Genomic DNA, 22,807 nt, shown 5'->3' with positions numbered 1-22,807 from the left:
CCCGCTACGCATCTCGGAAGGGCCAGTGTTTTGAAACCCCAGCTGTCCTGCTGCTGCGACCGATATCCTTTTTCACGCCCGGAAGAATTTCGACAAGCTCCGATTTGGTGCCGAGCCCAAAATTTCGATCGGTTTACACCTGAATTCCCGGTCGTGAACTTCTAGTTTATTTCATTAATGCATGGGCCAGCCATGTTCTCCCATACGGAGATCGCCATTAAGCAGTTCGTGATGGGATGATAGTCGGTTTTCGGCGGCGGGCTCTTGATATTGCTGTATTTCCGGTTGTACACATCCAGAAGCTGGTACCATCCCCCGTAGTGATGATCTACAAAATAAGTCCAGCAGTAAGCGAACATATCCATGTAAAATTTCCGGTATTCCGTCCGGCCCGTACAGGCGGCCAGCAAGGCGGAAGCGCCGAGCGACTCTGCCATCACCCAGTATGATTTATCCCCGTCGATAATTCGTCCGTCCACAGGAGACATTGCGAAGAAAATACCCCCATGCCGCCGGTCCAGTCCTGTGTGCAGCGCCTCCCGAAACAAGCGCTCCGCCAGCTGTAGAAGACATTCCTGGGGAAAGTGCCGGTTCAGCAGCAGGAGCAGCTTGGACCACTCGATAGAGTGACCGAAAATATACCCGTAAGGCCGGTATTCACTCTTGGTGTAGTCCTTATTGTAATTCCAATCGATCATCCAATCGGAATTGTAGTGCTCCCAGATCAGTCCGTCCGATTGCGGAAGCATTTTGAACATAACGGAGTGAGCCAGAGTGTTCGCACGGTCAAGATAGCGTCTGTCGCCGGTAGCCTCGTAAGCCGACATCATCGCTTCGCATAAATGCATATTGGCGTTCTGTCCGCGATAGGGAGACAATTCCATCCGGTCGGCGGCGAGTTCATCGGCGTACAGGCTGTCTTTTTCACTCCAAAAATGTTTCTCCAGCACCTCGCACACTTCGCCGATCATCGGCCCGGCAGAGGAGATTCCCGCTTTGAATGCGGTGGAGACCGCCAGCAAGACAAAAGCGTGCCCGTAGGCGAACTTTCTTTTATCGGTTGGAGTCCGCCCTTTTAGCGTCCAATGATAGCCCCCATGTTCATGATCCCAATGATATTCCCGCAGAAAACGCAGCCCGTGCTCCACAGCTTCGCGGTACACCTCGGGTCCGCCAACCTGTAAAGCCGCGCTGAAAATATATATGAACCGCGTCATTCCAACCAATTGTTTCGTCTCGTAATCGCACACGGTTCCATCGTCCAGGAAGGAGTTGATATAACCGCCGTTCTGAAGGTCGATACACCGGGGGGCACAGAAACGCACCGTGTCCAGAATATGCTGCCTCAAAAAGGAAGGATCTGCAAAATCCGGATAGACGGATCGGGTATCGTTCATGGATATATCCCTCTTTCTTTTATTCAGTCGATAATGATCATCTATGCGGTTGAGCTTGGTCTTTATGTTATCTGGGGTATTACATTCCGGTCATCAAGCCCGGGAGGCGACTGAGGCTCTGTACGTCAATGTGAAAAAGCGGATTTTCGGAAGACAAGGCCGTGCTGTCCGAAAATCCGCCGTATGCGGCGCATGATTGCGTATATGAATTTCGAGAGGCCGCTCTCACTCCTCCTGCAGCTGCCGCAGCACGATAATCTCGACCCGGCGGTTCTTCTGCCGTCCGCTCTCTGTGGCATTGTCCGAGGCGGGGCGGGTATCGGCGTAACCGGCATATTGAAACTGGCTAGGTTTTAACCCCTCTTTTTCCAGGAAAAAACGCAGGACGGATAACGCTCGGGCTCCCGAAAGCTCCCAGTTGTCGGCATACCGGGACGAGGAGAGCACCGGCTGGTTGTCCGTATGGCCCTCGATGCTAACCATCGCCCCGATGCCGCGGAACAGGCCGGACAGCTGGTGCAGCGCGGGAGACGCTGCGGGCTTGAGATCCGCCTTGCCGACATCGAACAGGAAGCGGTCGCTGAGGGTGATGGCGATACCCTGAGGCTTGTCCGCGACAAAAATCTGGCCGCCGAGATCATTGGCCTGCACGTACTCCGTTATTACGTTCATCAGCTCTGCCAGCTTCGCTTCCTGCTGGCGAAAGGCAAGCTCCCGGGGTGAGGGAGAGGCGGCAGTCTGTCCGCCATCCGGCGTGGCTGACGGTATAACGGCAGAATGGCCGTCTGCATCGCTCAGGCCGTCTCCGTTCCCTGTACTGCCTGCATTGTTCGAGCCATTACTGCCGTCCAGTATCCCGTTCCCGCCAATAAGCACGCCGTTTCCGGTCTGGAGCGAGCGCTGCAGCGAAGAGATTACGCCGCTATACTTCTCCTGATCAAGACTGCTCATGGCATACAGAATGACAAAAAAGATAAGCAGCAGCGTAATCAGATCGGCATAGGTAATCATCCAGCGGTTGCTGCTGTCGCGTCCGTCAGGGCGGCGAACCCGGCGTCCCCGCTGCCTCATGTCCGGACCCCGGCTGAGGCGATCCCTTCCGCTTCGCTTTGAAGGAATGAGGACAGCTTCTTGCGCACCATTTGGGGATGATCGCCATTCTGTACAGCCAGTATGCCTACAAGCAGCATTTCCATGCCGTGCAGCCGGAGCTGGCTGCGTGACTTGATCTTGGAGGCAATGGGCAAGAAGAGCAGATTGGCGCTGGCGACCCCGTACAGCGTCGCTGTGAAAGCGACGGCGATTGAAGGCCCGAGATGGGAAGGATCGGTTAGGTGGCCGAGCACGCGGATGAGACCGAGGACGGTTCCGATAATTCCCATGGTGGGCGCGTAGCCGCCGGCGGCCTCGAACACTTTGGCATAGCCTTCAGCTTTTAGCTCCGCCGCGTCCATCTCCAGCTCCAGAATTTGACGCACCTGCTCAGGGTCCGTGCCGTCGACAATAAGCTGCAGGCCCTCGCGGGTAAAGGGATCGGGATGCGTCTCCACCCGGGGTTCCAAGGCCAGAACGCCGTTTCGGCGGGAGAAGGCCGCCATCTCCACGAATTCTTCCACCTGATCTTCCAAGTGAGCGTGGCTCCTTTCAAAGGCTATCCTAAGCCCTTTCCCGGCGGACCGCAGCGTGCGGGCCGGAAAGCTTATCAGAATAGCGGCAGCCGTGCCTCCGAATACAATGAGAGCGGCATTCCACTGCAGAAGACCGGATACGCCGCCGCCTTCCCAGAAGAATCCGCCGATCAAGGCGGCTGCTCCGGCAAGGATGCCGATTATTGAGGTGATGTCCATTGGTTGTACTCCTTAATTTATATATATTAGGTTTGCATGAACGGCGCGGGCCATGTATAATGGATGGGAACAAGTATTCCTATATTCCATTTTTTCACTCTAGTATGAAGATCGGCATTTAAGCCAACAATTTTGATAATATATTAATATATTTTAGATGATTAAGGGGGAGGCGGGCAAATGAATGATATTATCGTCAGTACGAAGACCTTCGAGCTGGAGTCCGAGTACTCACCCCAGGGCGATCAGCCCCGCGCCATCGGAGAATTGGTAGAAGGTTTGCGGCAGAGCAAGAAGCATCAGACGCTGCTGGGAGCGACGGGCACGGGCAAGACGTTTACCATAGCGCAGATGATCGCCAAGGTGAACCGGCCGACGCTGGTGATCGCGCACAATAAGACGCTGGCTGCTCAACTGGCGAGCGAATTTAAGGATTTTTTTCCGCATAACTCGGTCGATTATTTCGTGAGTTATTACGACTATTACCAGCCGGAGGCTTACATCCCTTCTTCGGATACTTATATTGAGAAGGATTCCAGCATCAACGAGGAAATTGATAAGCTCCGCCACTCGGCGACGAGCTCGCTGTTCGAACGCAGGGATGTCATTATCGTTGCGAGCGTATCCTGCATTTATGGTCTCGGTTCGCCGCAGGAATACGGCAGCCTCCTGCTATCGCTGCGAGTAGGAATGGAGAAGCCCCGGAACCAAATTTTAAGCCGGCTGGTAGATATCCAGTATCAGCGCAACGACATCAATTTCGTGCGGGGAACGTTCCGCGTGCGCGGCGATGTGATCGAGATCTTCCCCGCTTCGCAAGCCGAGCATGCCATTCGCGTCGAACTGTTCGGCGACGAAATCGAGCGGATTACCGAGATCGATGTGCTGACCGGGGAACTGATCGGGGAGCGGGAGCATGTCGCCATCTTTCCGGCTTCCCACTTTGTTACGCAGGAAGAGACGATGCGCGTTGCTCTGGTCAACATCGAGCGGGAACTGGAAGAACGTCTGGCCGTCCTGCGTGACGCCGGCAAGCTGCTGGAAGCCCAGCGGCTGGAGCAGCGGACGCGGTACGACATTGAGATGATGAAGGAGGTTGGCTTCTGCTCCGGCATCGAGAACTACTCCGGTCCTCTTACCTTCCGCGAGCGCGGTGCCACTCCCTACACGCTGCTGGATTATTTTCCGGACGACATGCTGATTGTTATTGATGAGTCTCATGTGACACTTCCCCAAATCCGGGCGATGTACAACGGCGACCAGGCGCGTAAGACCGTGCTTGTAGAGCACGGATTCCGTCTTCCTTCTGCTCTAGACAACCGGCCGCTAAGGTTCGAGGAGTTCGAGGATAAGGTGAAGCAGATCGTTTATGTCTCCGCAACACCCGGTCCCTATGAGCTGGAGCACTGCGATGAGATGGTGGAACAGATTATCCGGCCGACCGGCCTGCTGGACCCCATCATCGAGGTGCGTCCGACAGAAGGGCAGATCGACGATTTGATCGGCGAAATCCGCGAGCGGATCGAACGCGACGAGCGTGTGTTGGTTACGACGCTGACGAAGAAGATGGCGGAGGATCTTACCGATTATCTCAAGGAAATCGGCATTAAGGTTCGTTACCTGCATTCGGACATCAAGACGCTGGAACGGATAGCGATCCTGCGCGATCTGCGGCTCGGTACGTTTCACGTACTCGTGGGTATTAACTTGTTAAGAGAAGGGCTTGATCTGCCGGAAGTATCGCTTGTCTCAATACTCGATGCCGATAAGGAAGGCTTCCTCCGTTCCGAGCGTTCGCTGATCCAGACGATCGGCCGCGCCGCGCGCAACTCGGAGGGCAAGGTAATTATGTACGGAGACAACATTACCGATTCCATGGACAAGGCGATTACCGAGACCCAGCGGCGCCGGTCCATCCAGATCGCCTACAACGAGCAGCACGGCATTACACCGCAGACGATCCGCAAGAAAGTCCGAGACGTCATAGAGGCGACGAAGGTAGCCGAATCGAAAGCCGATTACTTAACCGGTGCTGCCGGCAAGATGAGCAAGAAAGAACGTCAGAGCCTGATGCAGCGGCTTGAGGCCGAAATGAAGGAAGCCGCGAAGAATCTCCAGTTCGAACGCGCCGCCGAGCTGCGCGACGCCTTGCTGGAGCTGCGGGCAGAGTAACCGAGCCTTACGCGAAAGCATCACGATAGAAATGAACGAGTGTGAACGGCGCTGTCCTTAGGCCGTTCTTCGTGCTTTTTGCCGCAGCCTTGAAGCGAATCCCGTCAGGGAGAGCGCTCCAAGCAGGCAGTCGCAGTGAGTGCACCGCGCAACCGTAAAGCGAATCCCGTAAGGGAGAGCGCTCCTAGTAGGCAGTTGCAGTGAGAGCACCGCGCTAACGTAAAGCGAATCCCGTCAGGGAGAGCGCTCCAAGCAGGTAGTCGCAGTGAGCGCTCCCGCGCAAACATAAAGCGAATCCCGCAAGGGAGAGCGCTCCTAGCAGGCAGTCGCAGTGAATGCACCGCGCTAACATAAAGCGAATCCCGTCAGGGAGAGCGCTCCAAGCAGGTAGTCGCAGTGAGCGCTCCCGCGCAAACGTAAAGCGAATCCCGTCAGGGAGAGCGCTCCAAGCAGGCAGCCGCAGTGAATGCACCACGCTAACATAAAGCGAATCCCGCAAGGGAGAGCGCTCCTAGCAGGCAGTCGCACTCAAGCGCCCACCCTCGCGAGCGCCAAACGTTCGAGCGGTCCCGCAGGGATAAGCGGCTCACCGCACGCAGGCACTAAACACGGCCCCCCGCCCTCCCTCCGCCAAAAATTTGCGGGTGTCCAGAGGGCGCAGCCCTTGGGGCCCTCCCACTGGGAGGGTTTGGGAGGGTGAACCGATAAACTTTGGAGGAGATGTACCGTTGGCGAACGAAAACATAGTAATCAAAGGCGCAAGGGCGCATAATCTCAAAAATATCGACGTGACGATACCGCGCGACCGGTTCGTTGTCCTGACGGGGCTGAGCGGCTCCGGCAAGTCGTCGCTGGCTTTCGATACCATTTATGCCGAAGGACAGCGGCGCTATGTGGAGTCGCTGTCAGCTTATGCGCGGCAGTTCCTCGGCCAAATGGAGAAGCCGGATGTCGATTCCATCGACGGTTTGTCCCCGGCCATTTCCATCGACCAGAAGACGACAAGCCGCAACCCGCGTTCCACCGTAGGAACGGTGACGGAGATTTACGACTATCTGCGCCTGCTGTTCGCGCGGGTCGGACATCCCCACTGCCCGGACCACGGCATTGAGATTACCTCGCAGACAGTCGAGCAGATGGTCGACCGGATTATGCAGTACCCGGAGAAGACGAGACTACAGATTCTCGCACCGGTCATAACAGGCCGCAAAGGCGAGCATAAGAGCCTGTTTGCGGAAATTTCGAAGCAGGGCTTCGTCCGTGTTCGAGTCGACGGTGAGCTGCGCGATTTATCCGAGGACATTGAGCTCGAGAAGAACAAGAAGCACACGATTGAAGTCGTGGTCGACCGGATCGTCATCAAGGAAGATGTGGAGTCCCGTCTGACGGATTCCATCGAGACGGCTTTAAAGCTGTCAGGCGGCAAAATTCTCGTCGACATCATCGGCCAGGAGGAACTGCTGTTCAGCTCCAGCTTCGCCTGTCCCGTATGCGGCTTCAGCATGGAAGAGCTGGCGCCGCGCATGTTCTCCTTTAACAGCCCGTTCGGGGCTTGCCCGGAATGCGACGGTCTTGGGGCTCAGATGGTGGTCGATCCCGATCTGCTCATCCCGGATGCCGGGAAGTCCATCGAAGACGGAGCTTTTTTAGCGTGGACGGGCAGCACATCCAACTATTACCCGCAGTTTCTGAAGTCGGTATGCCAGCACTTTCATATTCCCGAGAATGTGCCGGTAAGCGAACTGACGCCGGAGCATATGAACAAGCTGCTCCACGGTACGGGAAGCGAGAAAATCCATTTCCGCTATGAGAATGATTTTGGGCAGCGGAAGGAAGCGATGGTCCCTTTCGAAGGCATTATTCCGAACCTTGAGCGCCGTTACCGTGAGACGGCGTCTGATGGCATACGCGAATTCATCGAAGGCTTCATGAGCGCCAAGCCATGCCCCGTATGCAAAGGCAAACGGCTGAAGCGTGAAATCCTCGCTGTGACGGTAGGCGAAAAGAACATAGCCGAAGTAACCGATCTGTCGATCGGGGACAGCCAACGTTTTTTCAGCGACCTTACCTTAAGCGAGAAAGAAACGGCTATTGCCAAACTGATTCTAAAGGAGATTAGCAGTCGTCTCGGTTTTCTCGTCAATGTCGGTCTCGATTATTTGACGCTCAGCCGTTCGGCAGGCACGCTGTCCGGCGGGGAGGCCCAGCGCATCCGGCTGGCGACACAGATCGGTTCCAGCTTAATGGGCGTGCTGTACATTCTGGACGAGCCCAGCATCGGCCTGCACCAGCGGGACAATGACCGGCTTATTTCGACGCTTGCGCATATGCGCGATCTCGGCAACACCCTGATCGTTGTCGAGCATGACGAAGATACGATGCTGGCGTCGGACTATATTATCGACATCGGTCCCGGAGCGGGTATTCATGGCGGGAAAGTGATGGCCCAGGGAACGCCGCAGGAAATCATGAACGATCCCAACTCTCTGACCGGCGAATACCTCAGCGGACGCAAATTCATCCCGGTCACCTCCGACCGGCGCGAGAGCGACGGTCGCTGGCTGGAAATCCGGGGGGCCAAGGAAAATAACCTCAAGAACGTGAACGTCAAAATTCCGCTCGGCGTCTTTACGGCGGTAACCGGCGTATCGGGGTCAGGCAAGTCATCGCTTGTCAACGAAATTCTCTACAAGAGTCTGGCCAAAGAACTGAACAAAGCGGTTAAGGTTCGCCCGGGCCAACATAAAGAAATACGCGGCCTTGCGCATTTGGACAAAGTTATTGATATCGACCAGTCGCCGATCGGGCGTACGCCGCGGTCCAATCCGGCAACCTATACGGGAGTGTTCGACGACATCCGCGACCTGTTCTCCAAGACGAATGAAGCGAAGGTAAGAGGCTATCAAAAAGGGCGTTTCAGCTTCAACGTCAAGGGTGGACGCTGCGAAGCGTGCCGGGGCGACGGCATTATCAAGATTGAAATGCACTTTCTGCCGGATGTCTACGTTCCCTGCGAGGTCTGCAAGGGCAAACGTTACAACCGCGAGACGCTCGAAGTGAAGTACAAAGGGAAGAACATCGCCGATGTGCTGGAGATGACGGTAGAGGATGGAACGGAATTCTTCCAGAACATACCGAAAATTCATCGCAAGCTGCAGACTCTGCTCGATGTCGGTCTTGGCTATATCAAGCTGGGTCAGCCGGGCACGACCCTTTCCGGCGGGGAAGCGCAGCGTGTGAAGCTGGCGTCGGAGCTGTACCGCCGGAGTACGGGCAAGACGCTGTATATACTGGACGAGCCGACTACAGGACTGCATGTGGACGATATCGGCCGCCTGCTGGAAGTGCTGCACCGCTTGGTTGAATCCGGCGAATCCGTACTCGTTATCGAGCATAACCTGGACGTAATCAAGACGGCTGATTATATCGTCGATATGGGACCGGAAGGCGGCAGCGGCGGCGGAACGGTGATCGCATTCGGCACCCCGGAACAAATCATCCAGGTGCCTGAATCGTACACGGGCAAATACCTGAAGCCGATTCTGCTTCGGGATACGGCGCGGACGGAGGCGCTGATGCTCCAAGCCTCGAAGGCACAATAAGGTGAGCGTCAGATTTTTATAATAAAGATATGCAAAAGGGCCGCGGCTTCTGCCGCGGCCTTTAAACGTGCGCAATTCCGTTATTTCAACACGCAATTCCGTTGTTTCAGCAATCAATCACGAGGCGACCGTAGATAGAATGGAGTTCAGCTTATCCTGAATGGCAGGCACGCCGACGCGTTCGGTAAAGGCATGGAAGCTCTCGCCTGCGGCGCGTTCGCTCTTATAGAACAGCAGAAGCTGTTCAAGCACGCCTGCGACTTCGTCCGCTTTGACGCGTCCCTTGAGCGGCTGCGCGAACTTCGCGGCCGGACCCTGTGCTCCGCCGCCCAGCGTGCCGCCGACAGCAATGTCGTAAGCTTCGGCCATGCCTTCGGGGGTCTTTACCAGTGCCCCCTGCAGTCCGATGTCCCCAATCTGTTTCTGTCCGCAGGCATTCGGGCAGCCGATGAGATGGAGGCGAATTTTCTCCCCAAGGTCCAGGCGTTCGTCCAGGTACTCGGCAATAGCGACAGCACGCTTTTTCGTCTCTACAAGAGCCAGGCTGCAGAACTCGTTGCCGGTACAGGCGACGGTGCGGCTGATGAAAGGCTTCGGCGCAGCCGACAGGCGCTGAAGCACGGATGCTGCCAGGAGCTCTTCGACTTTATCATTCGGCACGCCGCTAAGAATGGCGTTCTGCGACATCGTCGTGCGGATGGTGCCGTCGCCGTAAGTGTCAGCGAGATCAGCCAGCTGTGCCAGCTCGTCAGCGTTAAGCCGTCCGACAGGCACGTTAAGGCCGACGTAGTTCAGCCCCTGCTGCGGCTGCGGATGCACACCGTCGAAATAAGCGGCCTGCCAGCCGGCCGTTTTGTCCTCGCCGCGCGCAGGCAGCTCCCCAATCAGCTCGAACAGCTTGTCCTTGAATTTCTCCGCGCCCCAATCGGCCACCAGGAATTTCAGCCGGGCATGATGTCTTTTCTCGCGGTATCCATTGTCGCGGAAGATTGTCGCCACGCCTATGGCAACCTTCAGCACCTCATCCGGACGGACGAAGATATCCAGCTTCTGTGCCAGATGCGGCTTGGCGGACAATCCGCCGCCGACCATGACATGGAAGCCGATCGTCTCCTTACCGTCAATCTCCTTGACCGCAGGTGTGAATGCCAAATCGTTGATCTCGGCATGAGCGTTATTGTAAGGATTCGCGGAGATCGACATTTTCAGCTTGCGCGGAAGATTGGAGAAATCGCGGTTCAGCACAAAGAAATTGTTCACTTCGTCCACAAGGGCCTTGGTGTCCATCAGCTCGTCCTTGTCGATTCCGGCAAGCGGATTGCCGACAATCGTGCGCGGGCAGTCGCCGCAGGCTTCGAAGGAGTATAAGCCGACCTCCTCCAGACGCTTGAAAATATCCGGGAAATTCTCAACAGTCAGCCAGTGGAACTGAATCGCCTGACGAGTGGTAATATCGACAAGATTTCTGCCGTAAAGACGGGAAATATCGGCCAGAGTCCGCGCCTGGGCGGAAGTCATAACCCCGGTATTAATGCGGACGCGCATCATGAAATGACCGTTCTTCGGTTTCTGCTGGTACACGCCCGCCCATTTGAAGAGGTCCAGGTCGTCGGCCGGAATGGAATCGTAGCCCTCCAGCGCGTATTTTTCGATAATGTTACGGATGATGTCCAGTCCGTCTTTTTCCAGTTTGACGAATTCGAATTTGGACAGCTTGTCCGGTTCTTTGGTCCAAATGGGTTCATATGCCATTGATGAAGCCTCCTTAAATTATGTCACTGTCGTTCTGAGCTGCGTTCTCGCTTGATTTCATTTAAATCCGACGAGGTCGCTGAGAGATTGGTTTGATGGTAACAGATTTCCTGCTCCCCGTATGTGAAGTAAGGTATAACCTGTATAACAATTGTTTATGGAACCTCCAGATTCCATTGATAAATCGCAAGGCGGATGTCCGGCAGAGAGGATGAAAGATTCAAACAAGTACAATCCCGTTAATAGTATAATAAGAGCGGCAAAGAAAGGATTTTTCGAAAAAAATTACTAGTTGGCTGCTTTAAATATGCTGGTATTTTACGAGATACTCATGCCATATATTTGTACAAGAAGTGGATGTCCTTTATTTAATCATCGCAGCCGCAGCCGGTTCATCTTATCTCCAGGCACTTTGATAACTGAATAATAAACACGGGTGTCAATGAACGCTGTCACAATTACATAAGATTTTGGAAAAATTCTATTGCGTGTCGTCTTTGGTAACGGTAACATAGAAGTGAAAAGGCATGAGGAAAAGAGCGGGCTGTGCGGCTTAAAGGCAAGTCTGCTCGACAACCATGATGAGGAGGTAGGGCTATGCTGCTTGCGGAAGCCGCCACGGCAACTGCGTCCAGATTTCATACCTTTGATGTGTTTATGATCTTGTTTACGGTTCTGATTACGATTGGGGTTGTCCGATTGCTCAGAGCCCCTCAGAAGAACAAGTTCGCGATTGCCTTCGGAGTCGTCAGCCTGCTGGTCTTTCTCGTGTCCGATTATGCCATGGTCAAATATTGGCTGGGCTAGAAAGCCGGCGTTCCCCAGCTTGAACAATATTAAGCACCGATTTTTTTGTCAGCGAAGACACCTTTGCCGCCGTTCGCGGGAGTAGAGGCGTCTTTTTTCTTTTTCAAGGCGAAGGCAGCGGAACGATATTATTGGGGTAAAAGAGGAGATAAACGTATGGGAAGAAGTATGATGCGTATGCGTGACAAAATTCTGCGCTTTTTGCTGTGCAGTTTCGTTCTGGGACTAGCCTTGGGCTGGAGCGTACCCGTATCCGAAGCGGCCCGGAAAGGTGAAGCGGCTGCCGCGAGTCCAACATCCACAGGAGCGGGGGTATCCGCTTCGGACCGGGTTCCGCAAATCTATAAACGTCTGTCTCCGTCGGTAGTCGGCATTATCGGCAAGGCCCAGGGCGAGAAAAATACGGGCCTCGATAACCGCTACAATCTGATGCATGGGTCGGGCGTCATCATCACAAGCGGAGGGTGGATCGTTACGAATGCGCATGTCATTGGCGGCATGCGAAATGCTACGGTAGTGACAGCGGATGGCAAATCGTACAGCGTCAAGGATGTGTATGCGGATGAAGTCAGCGATGTGGCGCTGCTTAAGATCAACGCGGCTTCCCTCAAGCCTGCTTCCTTCGCTGAAGTCTCGAATGTAAGAGTCGGTGAAAAGGTCGTCGCCATCGGCGCGCCCTTATCCTTCGCGCTGCGCAATTCCGCCACCGTCGGCGTTGTCAGCGGATCGGGACGGGTGGTCGATGCGTCGTACCGTCTTTTGCAGAGCGATGCGGCTATTAATCCGGGCAACAGCGGCGGCCCCCTTGTTAACATGAATGGAAAAGTTATCGGCATCGTCAGTATGAAATATTCGGCGGTCGGTGTGGAAAATACGGGATTTGCCATTCCTGCGGAAACGGTCCGCTATATCATCAAGCAGTTGTTCGCTTACGGTGAAGTAAGGCGCCCAAGCCTGGGACTAGAGCTTCAGGAGAGCTGGTCCGCCATTATCGGTCTGCCGGCGGAAGACCCGCTTACCGTAACGAAGGTATCCACCGAGGAAGCGCGCAAAGCCGGTATTTCCGAAGGGGATGAATTGTACAGCATCGACGGTCATAGGGTGACCTCGGCGGTCGATATCAATGAACTGTTCAAGCACTATCGTCCGGGGCAGACCGTTCAGCTGCTCATGCAGAGCGGCGGAGATATCGTCCAGCGCAAGCTGGTACTGGGGCAAGGAGATCCAGTGGTCAATACGGAGGAGGCAGTCGGCGGCGAAGACAGCGGACCGGCAGAGTAACAGGAAGCGAAAGCGGGGGAGAACCGAAAATGAAAAAGATATGCTTAAAAGTCCTGCATGCTATGCTGGCTGCGCTGATCGTACTGGCGGGCATGCTGCCGGAAGGCGCTGCAAGGGCCGCGTCAAGCAGTACTCTTATGCTGACCCTGAAGGTGGGAAGCAAGGAAGCGAAAGCGAATGGACAGGCCCTTGCCATCGCCGCGCCATTTTTGGAGAATGGCAGTGTCATGGTTCCGCTCGGAGTGTTCAAAAAAGCGTTCAACAGCGGGGTCATGCTGGGAAGCAGCGACGTTGTCAAAGTGACCTACGGCCCTCATACAGGCGCAATGACCATTGGCAGCACATCCGCCTGGAAGGACGGTCAGAAAGTGAAGCTGGCTGCTCCCCCGCGAATGGTGAACGGGGTGCTTATGGCGCCGCTGCGCTTTGTAGCCGGGGTCATCGGGGCGAAGGTTTCAGCCGGCAGCGGCGGAAGCGTCGTGGTAACGGTGCCTGCTGCGGAACCGGGGGATGGAAGCCTGCCTGAGAGCGGGATCGACAGCGAGGCGGGCAAGACTAAGGTCGGCAACAGCTATTATAAGTGGAGCATGAATTATCCGGCCGGTCTCATTATCGGCAACAGCGGCGGAGAAGAGAGCGTGGCCACCTTCGAGAGTGCGGACAACGCGTACTACCTGGAGGTGCATGTGTCGCCGCAGGAAGCTGCCGCAGACGCGGACGAACTGCTGGAACAACTGGTACGCGGCGCTGAAGAGAGCGGCGAAATCGTACTGGACCGGGAAGCTGTTCCGCAGGCGTCCACCCCTTATGCCCGCATAGTCAGCAAAGATTCTTCCGGGGCGATGTGGGAGGGCCGGCAGTATTATGCGAATGGGCGATTATATGAGCTGTATTTAACGGCTGACCATGCGGTGAACTATAAAGATTTTGCCAAGTACGCTGGGCTGCTGGGATCGTTTCGTCCTTCCTTTGACAACAAGGATGGATCCATTCGGGATCTGTCGGCCGTTCGGGACGGTCTGCGGACCGCAGGAAGCGACGATTACGGCATTTCTCTGCAGATTCCCGCCGGATGGAGCGCAGACAATCAGCATCTCGCCTATGAGAGCAAAAAAGGCAGCTATTTGAAGCTGAACATTACCTCGGCACAGGCGGCTTCATCCCTAGACAGTTGGGAAGAGGAGCTGAGATTGAAAGATGCGGATTTGTTTGTGCCAGGGGCTTACAGTGAGCAGGGGATTACGGCAGTGGAGGTTTCCGGCATTCCGGCGCGGGTCCGGGAAGTCCGGTACAATTATGGCAGCGGTTGGATCACGGAGTATCAGGTACTGCTGCTGAGGAGCGGTTACCGCTACTACGCGGAGTATGCCGTTCCTGATGGGCAGGACGAGGATAAGGCGAAATTTAGGGATGTGCTGGCTTCGCTGAAGATTGATTTTGACACGATAAAAGAGAACTTCGGCCGAATGGAGCAGAATGACTATCCCGCGCTGAAAAATAAAACCGCCGTCAAAATATCCAAAACCTACGGCTACACCATCCACATGCCGCGGCTGTGGACGCCTTCCGAAGGGGCATTCGAGCTGCAGAACGTCGAGTACCGATTCACCGGCGGCCGGTTCCAGATCGCTTTGCTTCCGGGAGGGTCCTTTGACTATACGGTAAACCAGCTTAAAGAGTACTACCGGAACACGAGCGACGATCCAAAAGGCCCGGTCGTCGAAAGCGTACGGGATACGATATTCGCCGGAGTACCGGCTGTGGAAATGACCGTGCGGCAAAATAAAAGCAGCATCCCCTCCCACATTCGGGCCATCGTCTTCAGCCACGCTGATGTTGTCTTTACCCTTACGGCCACGCTGGGCGATGCGAACGCAACAGAAGCGCAGCAGGAGGTGCTGGAACGGACGCTCCAGTCGTTCCGGTTTACGGATGAGGGTGAGTAGGAACAGGGGGCGGATTGATCCATGGCCTAGACAGCAAGAACCTCCAAACCGCGATCGAGGCGGAATGGAGGTTCTTTTTTCACTGATCTGCACTCATGCGTTGTATACGAAATTGAGATTCGCGTCTTTTAACAGCGGCGCTTTCTCGTCCTTGGCTGACAGCACGGGCACAACATCAATAGGCCACTCAATGCCGATGTCCGGGTCATTCCACAGGATGCCTCCGTCACATTCGGGTGCATATAATTCGTCGCATTTATACTGGACCTCTACGTCCTCGGTCAGCGTCATGAAGCCGTGGGCGAAACCTTTAGGGATAAGCAGCTGCTTCTTGTTGTCCGCGCTCAGCTCGATACCGAACCATTTGCCGTAGCTGGGGCTCCCCTTCCGGATGTCTACGGCCACATCAAAGATACTGCCGCGTGTACAGCGGACGAGCTTCGTCTGCGCTTTGGGGTTCAACTGGTAGTGGAGCCCGCGCAGCGTCCCTTTAACCGCCGAGTAGGACTGATTATCCTGTACAAAGTTCAGGTCGATCCCCTGTTCCAGAAATTTGGCCTGACTGTAGGTTTCCATGAACCAGCCGCGATGGTCGCCGAATACCGTGGGTTCTACGATTAGAACGCCTTCCAGATTCGTTTGTGTAAATTTCATCGATTCCACTCTTTCCGCATTAATATTTGATTCTACCGTTAGCCACTTTGATCAAATACTGTCCGTAGCCGGTTTTGCTAAGCTTCTCGCCGCAGGCCAGCAGTTGTTCCTCAGTAATCCATCCGTTAATATATGCGATTTCCTCCGGTGCGGCGATTTTGATGCCTTGATGGTCCTCGATCGTTCTGACAAAATTGGTTGCGTCTACCAGACTCTGGTGAGTGCCGGTATCCAGCCACGTAAAGCCGCGTCCCAGCAGCTCCACATCCAGCTCGCCAAGTCTCAGATATTCCTCGTTAACCGAAGTGATTTCCAGTTCGCCCCGGGGCGAAGGCTTTACGTTCTTCGCGATATCCACGACCCGATTGTCGTAAAAATACAGCCCCGTAACCGCATAGTTCGACTTGGGCTGTGCAGGTTTTTCTTCGATGGAGAGGACTTTGCCGTCCCCATTAAACTCCACAACGCCAAAACGTTCCGGATCGGGAACGTGATAACCGAATACCGTAGCGCCCTGCGGTTTGTCCGAAGCGCGTTTAAGCATTTGACGCATGCCGGCCCCATAGTAAATATTGTCTCCGAGAACCATAGCAACCGAATCGCTGCCGATAAAATCTTCGCCCAGGATAAAGGCTTGAGCCAGTCCATCGGGACTCGGCTGAACTTTGTATTGCAGCGAAATGCCGAACTGGGAACCGTCTCCCAGCAGACTCTCAAATCTCGGGGTGTCCTCGGGAGTGGAAATAATCAAAATGTCCTTGATTCCCGCCAGCATTAAAGTAGATAAAGGATAATAAATCATCGGTTTGTCGTAGACCGGCAGCAGCTGCTTGCTTGTAACCATAGTCAAAGGATATAAGCGCGTGCCGCTGCCGCCTGCTAGGATAATGCCTTTCATTTTCTGAGTCAGCTCTCCCTGCTATATGTAATTAAATCATTTTTGGCTATGTATATTTTACGCTTAACGTTTGATTGATGTCTATTTCTCTTTAACATTTTCGCAAGAAATCGATTCCAATTCTATCTAATTCGTTTCAAGTTTTATGGAAATGTAGAGATTACTAGAGAGAGTCTTGTAGCGGGAGAGTGTGATATTTGATACAATAGATAAGTTAACCGGGCATCAATCTATTTCAATTTCTTTGGAGGCCGGAGCATAGAGGTATAACACTTTAATAGACCCGTCCCTGGCGGACGGTTTGGGAGGATATAGATGAAAGAGCGTGATATACGCAGGGAAGACGTGGAGCTGCTCGCACCGGCGGGCGACTGGGACTGCATGCGCGCGGCGGTGGCGAATGGGGCGGACGCTGTCTATTTCGGCGTGGAGAAATTTAATGCCCGGGCAAGAGCGAATAACTTTCAGATGGACGAACTGCCGGAAATTATGGCCTTTTTGCACAGCTATGGGGTAAAAGGGTTTCTGACGTTCAATATTCTGGTGTTCGAGAACGAACTGCCGGATGCAAAAGAATTGATCGACGCTTGCATAGATGCCGGTGTGGATGCGGTCATTGTGCAGGATCTCGGGCTGGTGAAGCTGATCCGCGAAATTTCGCCGGATTTTCCGATTCACGGCTCGACGCAGATGACGATTACTTCGCCGGAGGCGGTGGAGTTCACTAAGCCGTTCGAACTGGAGCGCGTAGTGCTTGGACGGGAAAATAATCTGAAGCAGATCCGTACGATTGGCGATCAAGCGCGTCTGCCGATGGAGGTGTTCGTGCATGGCGCGCTGTGCGTCTCCTATTCAGGGCAATGCCTGACCTCGGAGATGTGGGGCGGGCGCTCCGCCAACCGGGGCGAATGCGCGCAGGCCTGCCGTTTGCCGTACGACCTCGTCGTGGATGGTGAGGTGAAGCCGATGGGGGACGTTTCCTATCTGCTGTCGCCAAAGGATTTGGCGGCTATCGACCTTGTGCCGGAGCTCATCCAGGCGGGCGTAACGTCCTTCAAAATTGAAGGGCGCATGAAAAGCCCCGAATACGTGGCGAATGTCGTGGGCAAATACAGCAAGGCGATCGACCGCTATTTTAGCGGAAGATGGGCTGCTCCATCCAAGGAGGAAATGCGGGAGCTGCAGCAGAGCTTCTCACGCGGGTTCACGCACGGCTTCCTGGAAGGGACGAATAACAAAAAGCTGGTGGACGGCACTTTCCCCAAAAGCCGGGGCGTGTATGTTGGGACCGTGGAGCAAATTTTGCGTGACGGCGTTGTTTGCCGGATTGAAGCGCCGATTAAACGCGGCGACGGGATTGTGTTCGATGCGGGCGATCCGACGAAAAAAGAAGAAGGTGGGCGCATCTACGATCTGCGCCGCAAAGGCGTAAAGCTGGAAGGCGAAGCGCAGGAAGGCTGGATTGTCGACATTATCCCCGGACGCAGCGATATTAATCTGGGGCGTCTGCATGTCGGCGACCGCATCTGGAAGACGAATGATCCGGCGCTGGATAAAACGCTGCGCCAGACGTTTGAGACGGAGAAGCCGTACCGGGTGTTCCCGGTGCATGTAAAGGCCGCAGGCCGTGCTGGCGAGCCGCTCGCCACGTGGTGGACCGACGTGCAAAAGGGCGTCACCGTCCGCGTCGACTCCGAGCTTGTGCTGGAGACGGCGAACAAGCGCCCGATGGACGCGGCGCTGCTGGAAGAGCAGTTCGGACGCCTCGGCGGGACCGTCTTCCAGCTTGAGCGTCTGGACGCCGAACTGGAAGGCGGCGTCATCGTGCCGATGCGCGAGCTGAACAGCATCCGCCGCCGTGCGGTGGAGCTGCTCGCTGGCGAGCGCCCGAAGCCGCCCGTATACGTGAAACGGGCGGTAGAGGTGTACGGCGACGCCGCTGCGCGCGGCGCCGGAAGCGCCGTCCCGGCACGGCTGGACGGCGCGGGACCGGTCGCCCCGCTCGGAGCGGGCGACCCCTTCACAGGCGGCGGTGCTGCGCAGCTCACCGCGCTGTGCCGCAGCCTGCCGCAGGTGCAGGCTGCATTAAAGGCCGGCGTAAGGTTCATCTACGCCGACTTCGAATTCATCAAGCAGTTCCCGGCAGCGGTGGAAGCCGTTCGGGCGGCCGGCGCGAGAATCGCGCTGGCGACGCCGCGCATCCATATGCCGGGCGAGAACGGCTACCATGCGAACATCCTGCGCCTCCAGCCGGATGCGGTGCTGGTGCGCAATACCGGCGCGCTGTATTATTATCTGCGCCGCCGCCGGGAAGAGCCGGATGCCGCGCATCCGCTGCTCATCGGCGACTTCTCGCTGAATCTCGCCAATCACAAAGCGGTCGATCTGTTCCTTGAAGCGGGCTGCGACCTGGTCACGCCGTCGTATGACCTGAATATCCAGCAGATGGTCGATCTGCTGCGGCGCAGCCGTACCTCGCAGATGGAAGTGGTCATTCACCAGCATCTGCCGATGTATCATACGGAGCACTGCGTATACTGTACGTTCCTAAGCGAAGGAACCGACTTTACGAACTGCGGCCGTCCTTGCGAGAGTCAGCGGGCTTCCCTGCAGGACCGGATCGGCATGATCCATCCCGTCCGGGTGGATGAAGGCTGCCGCAATACCGTCTACAACGCGATTGAGCAGTCCGGCGCGGAATATCTGAACAACTTCCGCGAGCTCGGCGTATCGTCTTTCCGCGTGGAGTTTCTGGAGGAGACCCCCGAACAGGTAGCCGAGGTCATTGATTTGTACAGCAAGGCGTTGCGCGGCGAAATCTCCGGAACCCAGGTCTGGAAGACGCTCAAAGCGACCAACCAGCTCGGCGTTACCCGGGGTCAGCTGGTTAAATAATCATTACTCGCGAGTAGAGAGACAAACATTCGAAATTTGATGTGGTTGCATTCTTCGGGAATCCCGGATTTTCTTCTTTAAGCAAGCAGCTTCCGCCGTTCGGCGGAAGCTTTTTTGATTGGATTGCTGGGTAAATATAGATTTTTCTACCGCTTGCAGTTCCATTACGGGAAGGCAAGCTCCATCGTAATAAAGAGATAGCTGCGTATTGTGAATTTTCCAAAAGTGAACGTACATTGACGAAAGTGCGGAGATCATATAGTTTTCTATTCATTTTACATAAATCCCCATGAAAAATATGCCTGTTTAACCCTATTTTTTACTTATATGGTATACTATTTTCATAGGGGAAGGGATGATAATGTGTTTAGGAAAATTCTGATGACATTACTCGTACTTACAGGTTGTCTTAACACTAACGTAAAGGCAGAGGTTGTAATAGTCCCTATGAAGGTGATGTACAGCGCATGGCAGGGTGTAGCTTCAAACGGAAAATATATATATATTACTTCGGATAGAGACAAGAATTTCAGATTATCAAACACTATTTCTATTTATACGAATCATGGAGAGTTTATTAAGTCGATACCCAATGCATACACCAAAACAGATTCTAGTGGAAAATTCATGTCATTTGGTGATTGTACCTTTATAAATGGCTTTTTATATGTTACCGCGTACAATTTTAATAGCGGGGCAAAGAGGACAATAAGCAAAATAGTAAAATATAAACTTCCCGACATAAAAATGGTAAAGGAATATAAGATAGGAGAGGGAACTGCTGAGTCGGTCGTACAAAACGGCGGGTTTTATTGGGTTGTTTACCATGATAGAAACTATATAGCGGAGTTTGACTCTAAGTTTAATTTAATTCATAGATTTCCACTCTCACAACATTTTGGAAAAGAGGGAGGATATCAAGGTATAATTTTTATTGGAAATGATCTCCTTGTGAATTTGCATGGCTCTAATAAATACAATGAAGAATATGCCCAAGGTCTAGATCACTATAGATTTAATGGATATAAATTTGATTTTATTGAACGAATAAAACCACCCGCCTATGGAACAGGACAAGGTATTGAATTCTTTGGTGGAAAATATTATTGGACTGACCGGCCCGGAAACAGCATCGTCATCACGGATAAATTGAAATAGACGCAACTTATAAAGTGTTATAACGACTTTAAATTTCAACTGCTCTACGTTATTTTAACAGTAAATTATTTATTCTTCGTTCACTGTCCCATTCCCGAAGTTATCTGACAATACCCGTTTGAAACTGATATAATAAGATAAGAGCTGCATTTATTATCCAGGGCGAATATGTGACTATATATCATACTTTTAACAAAGGAGCCGTGTCATGACGAAAATCCGCAAAGCTATTATTCCCGCTGCCGGCCTCGGAACCCGCTTTCTGCCCGCTACCAAGGCGATGCCGAAGGAAATGCTGCCGATTGTGGACAAGCCGACCATCCAATACATCGTGGAAGAGGCGGTTGCCTCAGGCATTGAAGATATTATTATCGTAACAGGTAAGGGAAAAAGAGCGATCGAGGATCACTTCGACAATTCATTCGAGCTGGAATTCAATCTGGCCGAGAAGCAGAAATGGGATCTGCTAAATTCTGTTCGTAAATCGTCTGAAATGGCCGACATTCACTATATCCGGCAAAAAGAGCCCAAGGGTCTCGGACACGCTATCTGGTGCGCACGCAAATTTATCGGCAACGAGCCGTTCGCCGTTCTGCTCGGCGACGATATCGTTGAGTCGGACAAACCCTGCCTGAAGCAAATGATCGAGGTCTATGACCAATATAAATCCTCCATCGTTGGCGTGCAGCCTGTGCCATGGGAAGAGGTTTCCCGTTACGGCGTCGTCGACGGCACAGAGCTTGCAGATCGTGTGTATAAGGCCAACCGGCTTGTCGAGAAGCCGAAAAAAGAAGAAGCGCCTTCCAATTTGGCTATCCTTGGACGGTATATTTTGACCCCTCGAATCTTTGATATGCTGGGAGAGCAGCAGGCAGGAGTAGGCGGCGAAATTCAACTGACGGACGCCATTGCCCGCCTCAGCGAGGTAGAACGCATTCTGGCCTTCCACTTCGAGGGGGATCGGCATGACGTGGGTGAGAAGATGGGCTTTATTCAAACCACGATTCATTACGCCATGCAGCGTGAAGAGCTGAAGGATGATTTGCTCACTTATCTCAAAAGCCTGATCGAAAGCGAAACGCAAAAGACCGTTTCGAAATAATATTTGATATTTATAATGGCGGTGTGCGTTTGCGCACTCTCACTACAGCACAGACATGGCAGTCCGGGAAATGGCCCGGAACTGCCATTTTAGCTTTATATCCTGGCTTTTATATACCTTATTGAGTAGGAGTGGGGAGCTTTGACCAGAAGTATCATGTCACCGGCCAAGTACATTCAAGGCAGGGGAGAAATCCGTCGTCTTCATCGTTATTGTGCCGAGCTGGAGGGGAAGAAGGCTTATATCGTTGCCGATGCTTTTGTCCTCGCGAATTATGAGAAGGAGATTTCAGAAGGCTTTAAGGATGGAGATGTTTTTTATGTTCTGCACCCGTTCGCGGGAGAATGCAGCCTGAAGGAAGTGCTGCGAATCGTCGAAGCGGTTAAGGAATCAGAAGCGGACGTTATTATAGGGATTGGCGGCGGCAAGACACTGGACGTGGCCAAAGCCGTCGGCTTCTACAGCCGCCTGCCGCTGATTGTGGCGCCGACCGTCGCCTCGACCGATGCGCCCTGCAGCGCCTTATCCGTGCTGTATACCGAAGATGGCCGATTGGACGAGTATCTGCCGCTGCGCAGCAATCCCGAAAGGGTTGTTGTAGATACAGAAATTGTATCCAAAGCGCCTGTCCGCCTGCTGGTCGCCGGAATGGGTGACGCGCTGTCAACCTTCTATGAGGCTCGGGCCTGCTGGCGAGCCGCCAAATCTGGAGGCCGGGATACAAGCGCCATCGCCGCCTACGCGCTTGCGCGGGCTTGCCGGGACACGCTGCTGGCTGACGGAGCACAGGCCAAGCAGGACACAGAGAACGGCATACTCTCCGAAGCGGTAGAGAATATCATAGAAGCCAACATTTACCTCAGCGGCATCGGCTTCGAGAGCGGCGGACTTGCCGCCGCCCATGCGATTCATAACGGGCTCACACTGCTTGAAGAAACGCGCCCCGCCATGCATGGGGAAAAGGTCGCTTTCGCCACCATTGTTCAGCTTGTGCTGGAGAACGCGCCTATACATGAGATTGAGGAGACTATAACCTTCTGTCTCCGTACAGGGCTGCCCACGACCCTGAAGGAACTTCATCTCTCTGCCGAGAAGCCGGACAGGCTCTGGATTGCGGCGGAGGCAAGCTGCGCCCCCGATTCGCCTATGGCCAACATGCCGTTTTCAGTAACCCCTGAAAGTGTACTGGAAGCCATGCTAAAGGCGGATCAATTGGGGAGACAACTCCCGCCTAAGTCCTGAAGAAGGTTTTATGGTTTTCGAAAATAGCAAAATATCAAAACCCGGGTGCCGTCA

The 22,807-nt window shown here is 54.0% G+C and carries 15 protein-coding genes; 9 read left to right on the top strand and 6 right to left on the bottom strand.

The features are described 5' to 3' along the window. Nucleotides 1-161: 161 nt before the first annotated feature. The 3 genes from PDUR_RS23995 to PDUR_RS23985 form a co-directional block, all read right to left on the bottom strand. Entirely contained in the window at nucleotides 162-1,397 is a 1,236-nt protein-coding gene (locus PDUR_RS23995) for an AGE family epimerase/isomerase (RefSeq protein ID WP_042208481.1), read from the bottom strand. A 225-nt stretch (nucleotides 1,398-1,622) separates the two neighbouring features. Beyond that, entirely contained in the window at nucleotides 1,623-2,468 is an 846-nt protein-coding gene (locus PDUR_RS23990) for a flagellar motor protein MotB (protein ID WP_042208480.1), read from the bottom strand. After that, complete coding sequence (locus tag PDUR_RS23985) at nucleotides 2,465-3,244, bottom strand: flagellar motor protein (protein WP_042208479.1); 780 nt, start codon at nucleotides 3,242-3,244, stop codon at nucleotides 2,465-2,467. The genes PDUR_RS23990 and PDUR_RS23985 overlap by 4 nt, the downstream gene beginning before the upstream one ends. A 180-nt stretch (nucleotides 3,245-3,424) precedes the next feature. On the opposite strand from PDUR_RS23985, the gene uvrB reads away from it, so the two are divergent. Together uvrB and uvrA are read left to right on the top strand one after the other, a co-directional pair. After that, nucleotides 3,425-5,416: an excinuclease ABC subunit UvrB gene (uvrB, locus tag PDUR_RS23980; protein ID WP_042208478.1), complete on the top strand. Its 1,992-nt coding sequence runs from the start codon at nucleotides 3,425-3,427 to the stop codon at nucleotides 5,414-5,416. Nucleotides 5,417-6,144: 728 nt separating this feature from the next. Next, complete coding sequence (gene uvrA, locus PDUR_RS23975) at nucleotides 6,145-9,018, top strand: excinuclease ABC subunit UvrA (protein WP_042208477.1); 2,874 nt, start codon at nucleotides 6,145-6,147, stop codon at nucleotides 9,016-9,018. A gap of 117 nt (nucleotides 9,019-9,135) precedes the next feature. Here the strand turns inward: uvrA and PDUR_RS23970 are convergent, their stop codons facing one another. Next, nucleotides 9,136-10,770: a nitrite/sulfite reductase gene (locus tag PDUR_RS23970; protein WP_042208476.1), complete on the bottom strand. Its 1,635-nt coding sequence runs from the start codon at nucleotides 10,768-10,770 to the stop codon at nucleotides 9,136-9,138. A gap of 597 nt (nucleotides 10,771-11,367) precedes the next feature. Here PDUR_RS23970 and PDUR_RS23965 point away from each other — a divergent pair. From PDUR_RS23965 to PDUR_RS23955, 3 genes are all read left to right on the top strand, one after another. After that, nucleotides 11,368-11,577: a hypothetical protein gene (locus PDUR_RS23965; RefSeq protein ID WP_042208474.1), complete on the top strand. Its 210-nt coding sequence runs from the start codon at nucleotides 11,368-11,370 to the stop codon at nucleotides 11,575-11,577. 156 nt (nucleotides 11,578-11,733) lie between these two features. Continuing rightward, entirely contained in the window at nucleotides 11,734-12,858 is a 1,125-nt protein-coding gene (locus PDUR_RS23960; RefSeq protein ID WP_052410373.1) for a S1C family serine protease, read from the top strand. A gap of 29 nt (nucleotides 12,859-12,887) precedes the next feature. Further along, nucleotides 12,888-14,804 carry a copper amine oxidase N-terminal domain-containing protein gene (locus PDUR_RS23955; protein ID WP_042208473.1) on the top strand — a complete coding sequence of 639 codons (1,917 nt, stop codon included), beginning with the start codon at nucleotides 12,888-12,890 and terminating at the stop codon, nucleotides 14,802-14,804. A gap of 93 nt (nucleotides 14,805-14,897) precedes the next feature. On the opposite strand, the gene rfbC is transcribed toward PDUR_RS23955, so the two are convergent. Both rfbC and rfbA read right to left on the bottom strand, forming a co-directional pair. Then, nucleotides 14,898-15,458: a dTDP-4-dehydrorhamnose 3,5-epimerase gene (rfbC, locus tag PDUR_RS23950; RefSeq protein ID WP_042208472.1), complete on the bottom strand. Its 561-nt coding sequence runs from the start codon at nucleotides 15,456-15,458 to the stop codon at nucleotides 14,898-14,900. A gap of 19 nt (nucleotides 15,459-15,477) precedes the next feature. Then, complete coding sequence (gene rfbA, locus PDUR_RS23945) at nucleotides 15,478-16,356, bottom strand: glucose-1-phosphate thymidylyltransferase RfbA (protein WP_042208471.1); 879 nt, start codon at nucleotides 16,354-16,356, stop codon at nucleotides 15,478-15,480. 315 nt (nucleotides 16,357-16,671) lie between these two features. Here rfbA and PDUR_RS23940 point away from each other — a divergent pair, with 315 nt between their 5' ends. From PDUR_RS23940 to PDUR_RS23925, 4 genes are all read left to right on the top strand, one after another. After that, nucleotides 16,672-19,251, top strand: a complete 2,580-nt coding sequence (locus tag PDUR_RS23940) for a U32 family peptidase (protein ID WP_042208470.1) — start codon at nucleotides 16,672-16,674, stop codon at nucleotides 19,249-19,251. Between the two features lie 381 nt (nucleotides 19,252-19,632). Next, the gene (locus tag PDUR_RS23935) at nucleotides 19,633-20,409 is read left to right on the top strand and encodes a hypothetical protein (RefSeq protein WP_042208469.1); all 777 of its coding nucleotides are present in this window, start codon (nucleotides 19,633-19,635) and stop codon (nucleotides 20,407-20,409) included. Between the two features lie 208 nt (nucleotides 20,410-20,617). After that, complete coding sequence (galU, locus tag PDUR_RS23930) at nucleotides 20,618-21,511, top strand: UTP--glucose-1-phosphate uridylyltransferase GalU (protein WP_042208468.1); 894 nt, start codon at nucleotides 20,618-20,620, stop codon at nucleotides 21,509-21,511. 141 nt (nucleotides 21,512-21,652) lie between these two features. Beyond that, nucleotides 21,653-22,753 (top strand): glycerol dehydrogenase, encoded by a 1,101-nt coding sequence (locus PDUR_RS23925; protein ID WP_042208467.1) that lies wholly within the window; start codon nucleotides 21,653-21,655, stop codon nucleotides 22,751-22,753. Nucleotides 22,754-22,807 lie beyond the last annotated feature (54 nt).

The sequence above is a fragment of the Paenibacillus durus genome (genome assembly GCF_000756615.1).
GTDB classification, from domain to species: Bacteria; Bacillota; Bacilli; order Paenibacillales; family Paenibacillaceae; genus Paenibacillus_AQ; species Paenibacillus_AQ durus.
This window is presented reverse-complemented; position numbering and strand designations above follow the sequence as displayed.

What these genes read in the sequence shown, in the direction of transcription:
- PDUR_RS23995 (WP_042208481.1), bottom strand. Translation starts at nt 1,397, where the DNA reads ATGAACGATACCCGATCCGTCTATCCGGATTTTGCAGATCCTTCCTTT.
- PDUR_RS23990 (WP_042208480.1), bottom strand. Translation starts at nt 2,468, where the DNA reads ATGAGGCAGCGGGGACGCCGGGTTCGCCGCCCTGACGGACGCGACAGC.
- PDUR_RS23985 (WP_042208479.1), bottom strand. Translation starts at nt 3,244, where the DNA reads ATGGACATCACCTCAATAATCGGCATCCTTGCCGGAGCAGCCGCCTTG.
- uvrB (WP_042208478.1), top strand. Translation starts at nt 3,425, where the DNA reads ATGAATGATATTATCGTCAGTACGAAGACCTTCGAGCTGGAGTCCGAG.
- PDUR_RS23970 (WP_042208476.1), bottom strand. Translation starts at nt 10,770, where the DNA reads ATGGCATATGAACCCATTTGGACCAAAGAACCGGACAAGCTGTCCAAA.
- PDUR_RS23965 (WP_042208474.1), top strand. Translation starts at nt 11,368, where the DNA reads ATGCTGCTTGCGGAAGCCGCCACGGCAACTGCGTCCAGATTTCATACC.
- PDUR_RS23960 (WP_052410373.1), top strand. Translation starts at nt 11,734, where the DNA reads ATGGGAAGAAGTATGATGCGTATGCGTGACAAAATTCTGCGCTTTTTG.
- PDUR_RS23955 (WP_042208473.1), top strand. Translation starts at nt 12,888, where the DNA reads ATGAAAAAGATATGCTTAAAAGTCCTGCATGCTATGCTGGCTGCGCTG.
- rfbC (WP_042208472.1), bottom strand. Translation starts at nt 15,458, where the DNA reads ATGAAATTTACACAAACGAATCTGGAAGGCGTTCTAATCGTAGAACCC.
- rfbA (WP_042208471.1), bottom strand. Translation starts at nt 16,356, where the DNA reads ATGAAAGGCATTATCCTAGCAGGCGGCAGCGGCACGCGCTTATATCCT.
- PDUR_RS23940 (WP_042208470.1), top strand. Translation starts at nt 16,672, where the DNA reads ATGAAAGAGCGTGATATACGCAGGGAAGACGTGGAGCTGCTCGCACCG.
- PDUR_RS23935 (WP_042208469.1), top strand. Translation starts at nt 19,633, where the DNA reads ATGACATTACTCGTACTTACAGGTTGTCTTAACACTAACGTAAAGGCA.
- galU (WP_042208468.1), top strand. Translation starts at nt 20,618, where the DNA reads ATGACGAAAATCCGCAAAGCTATTATTCCCGCTGCCGGCCTCGGAACC.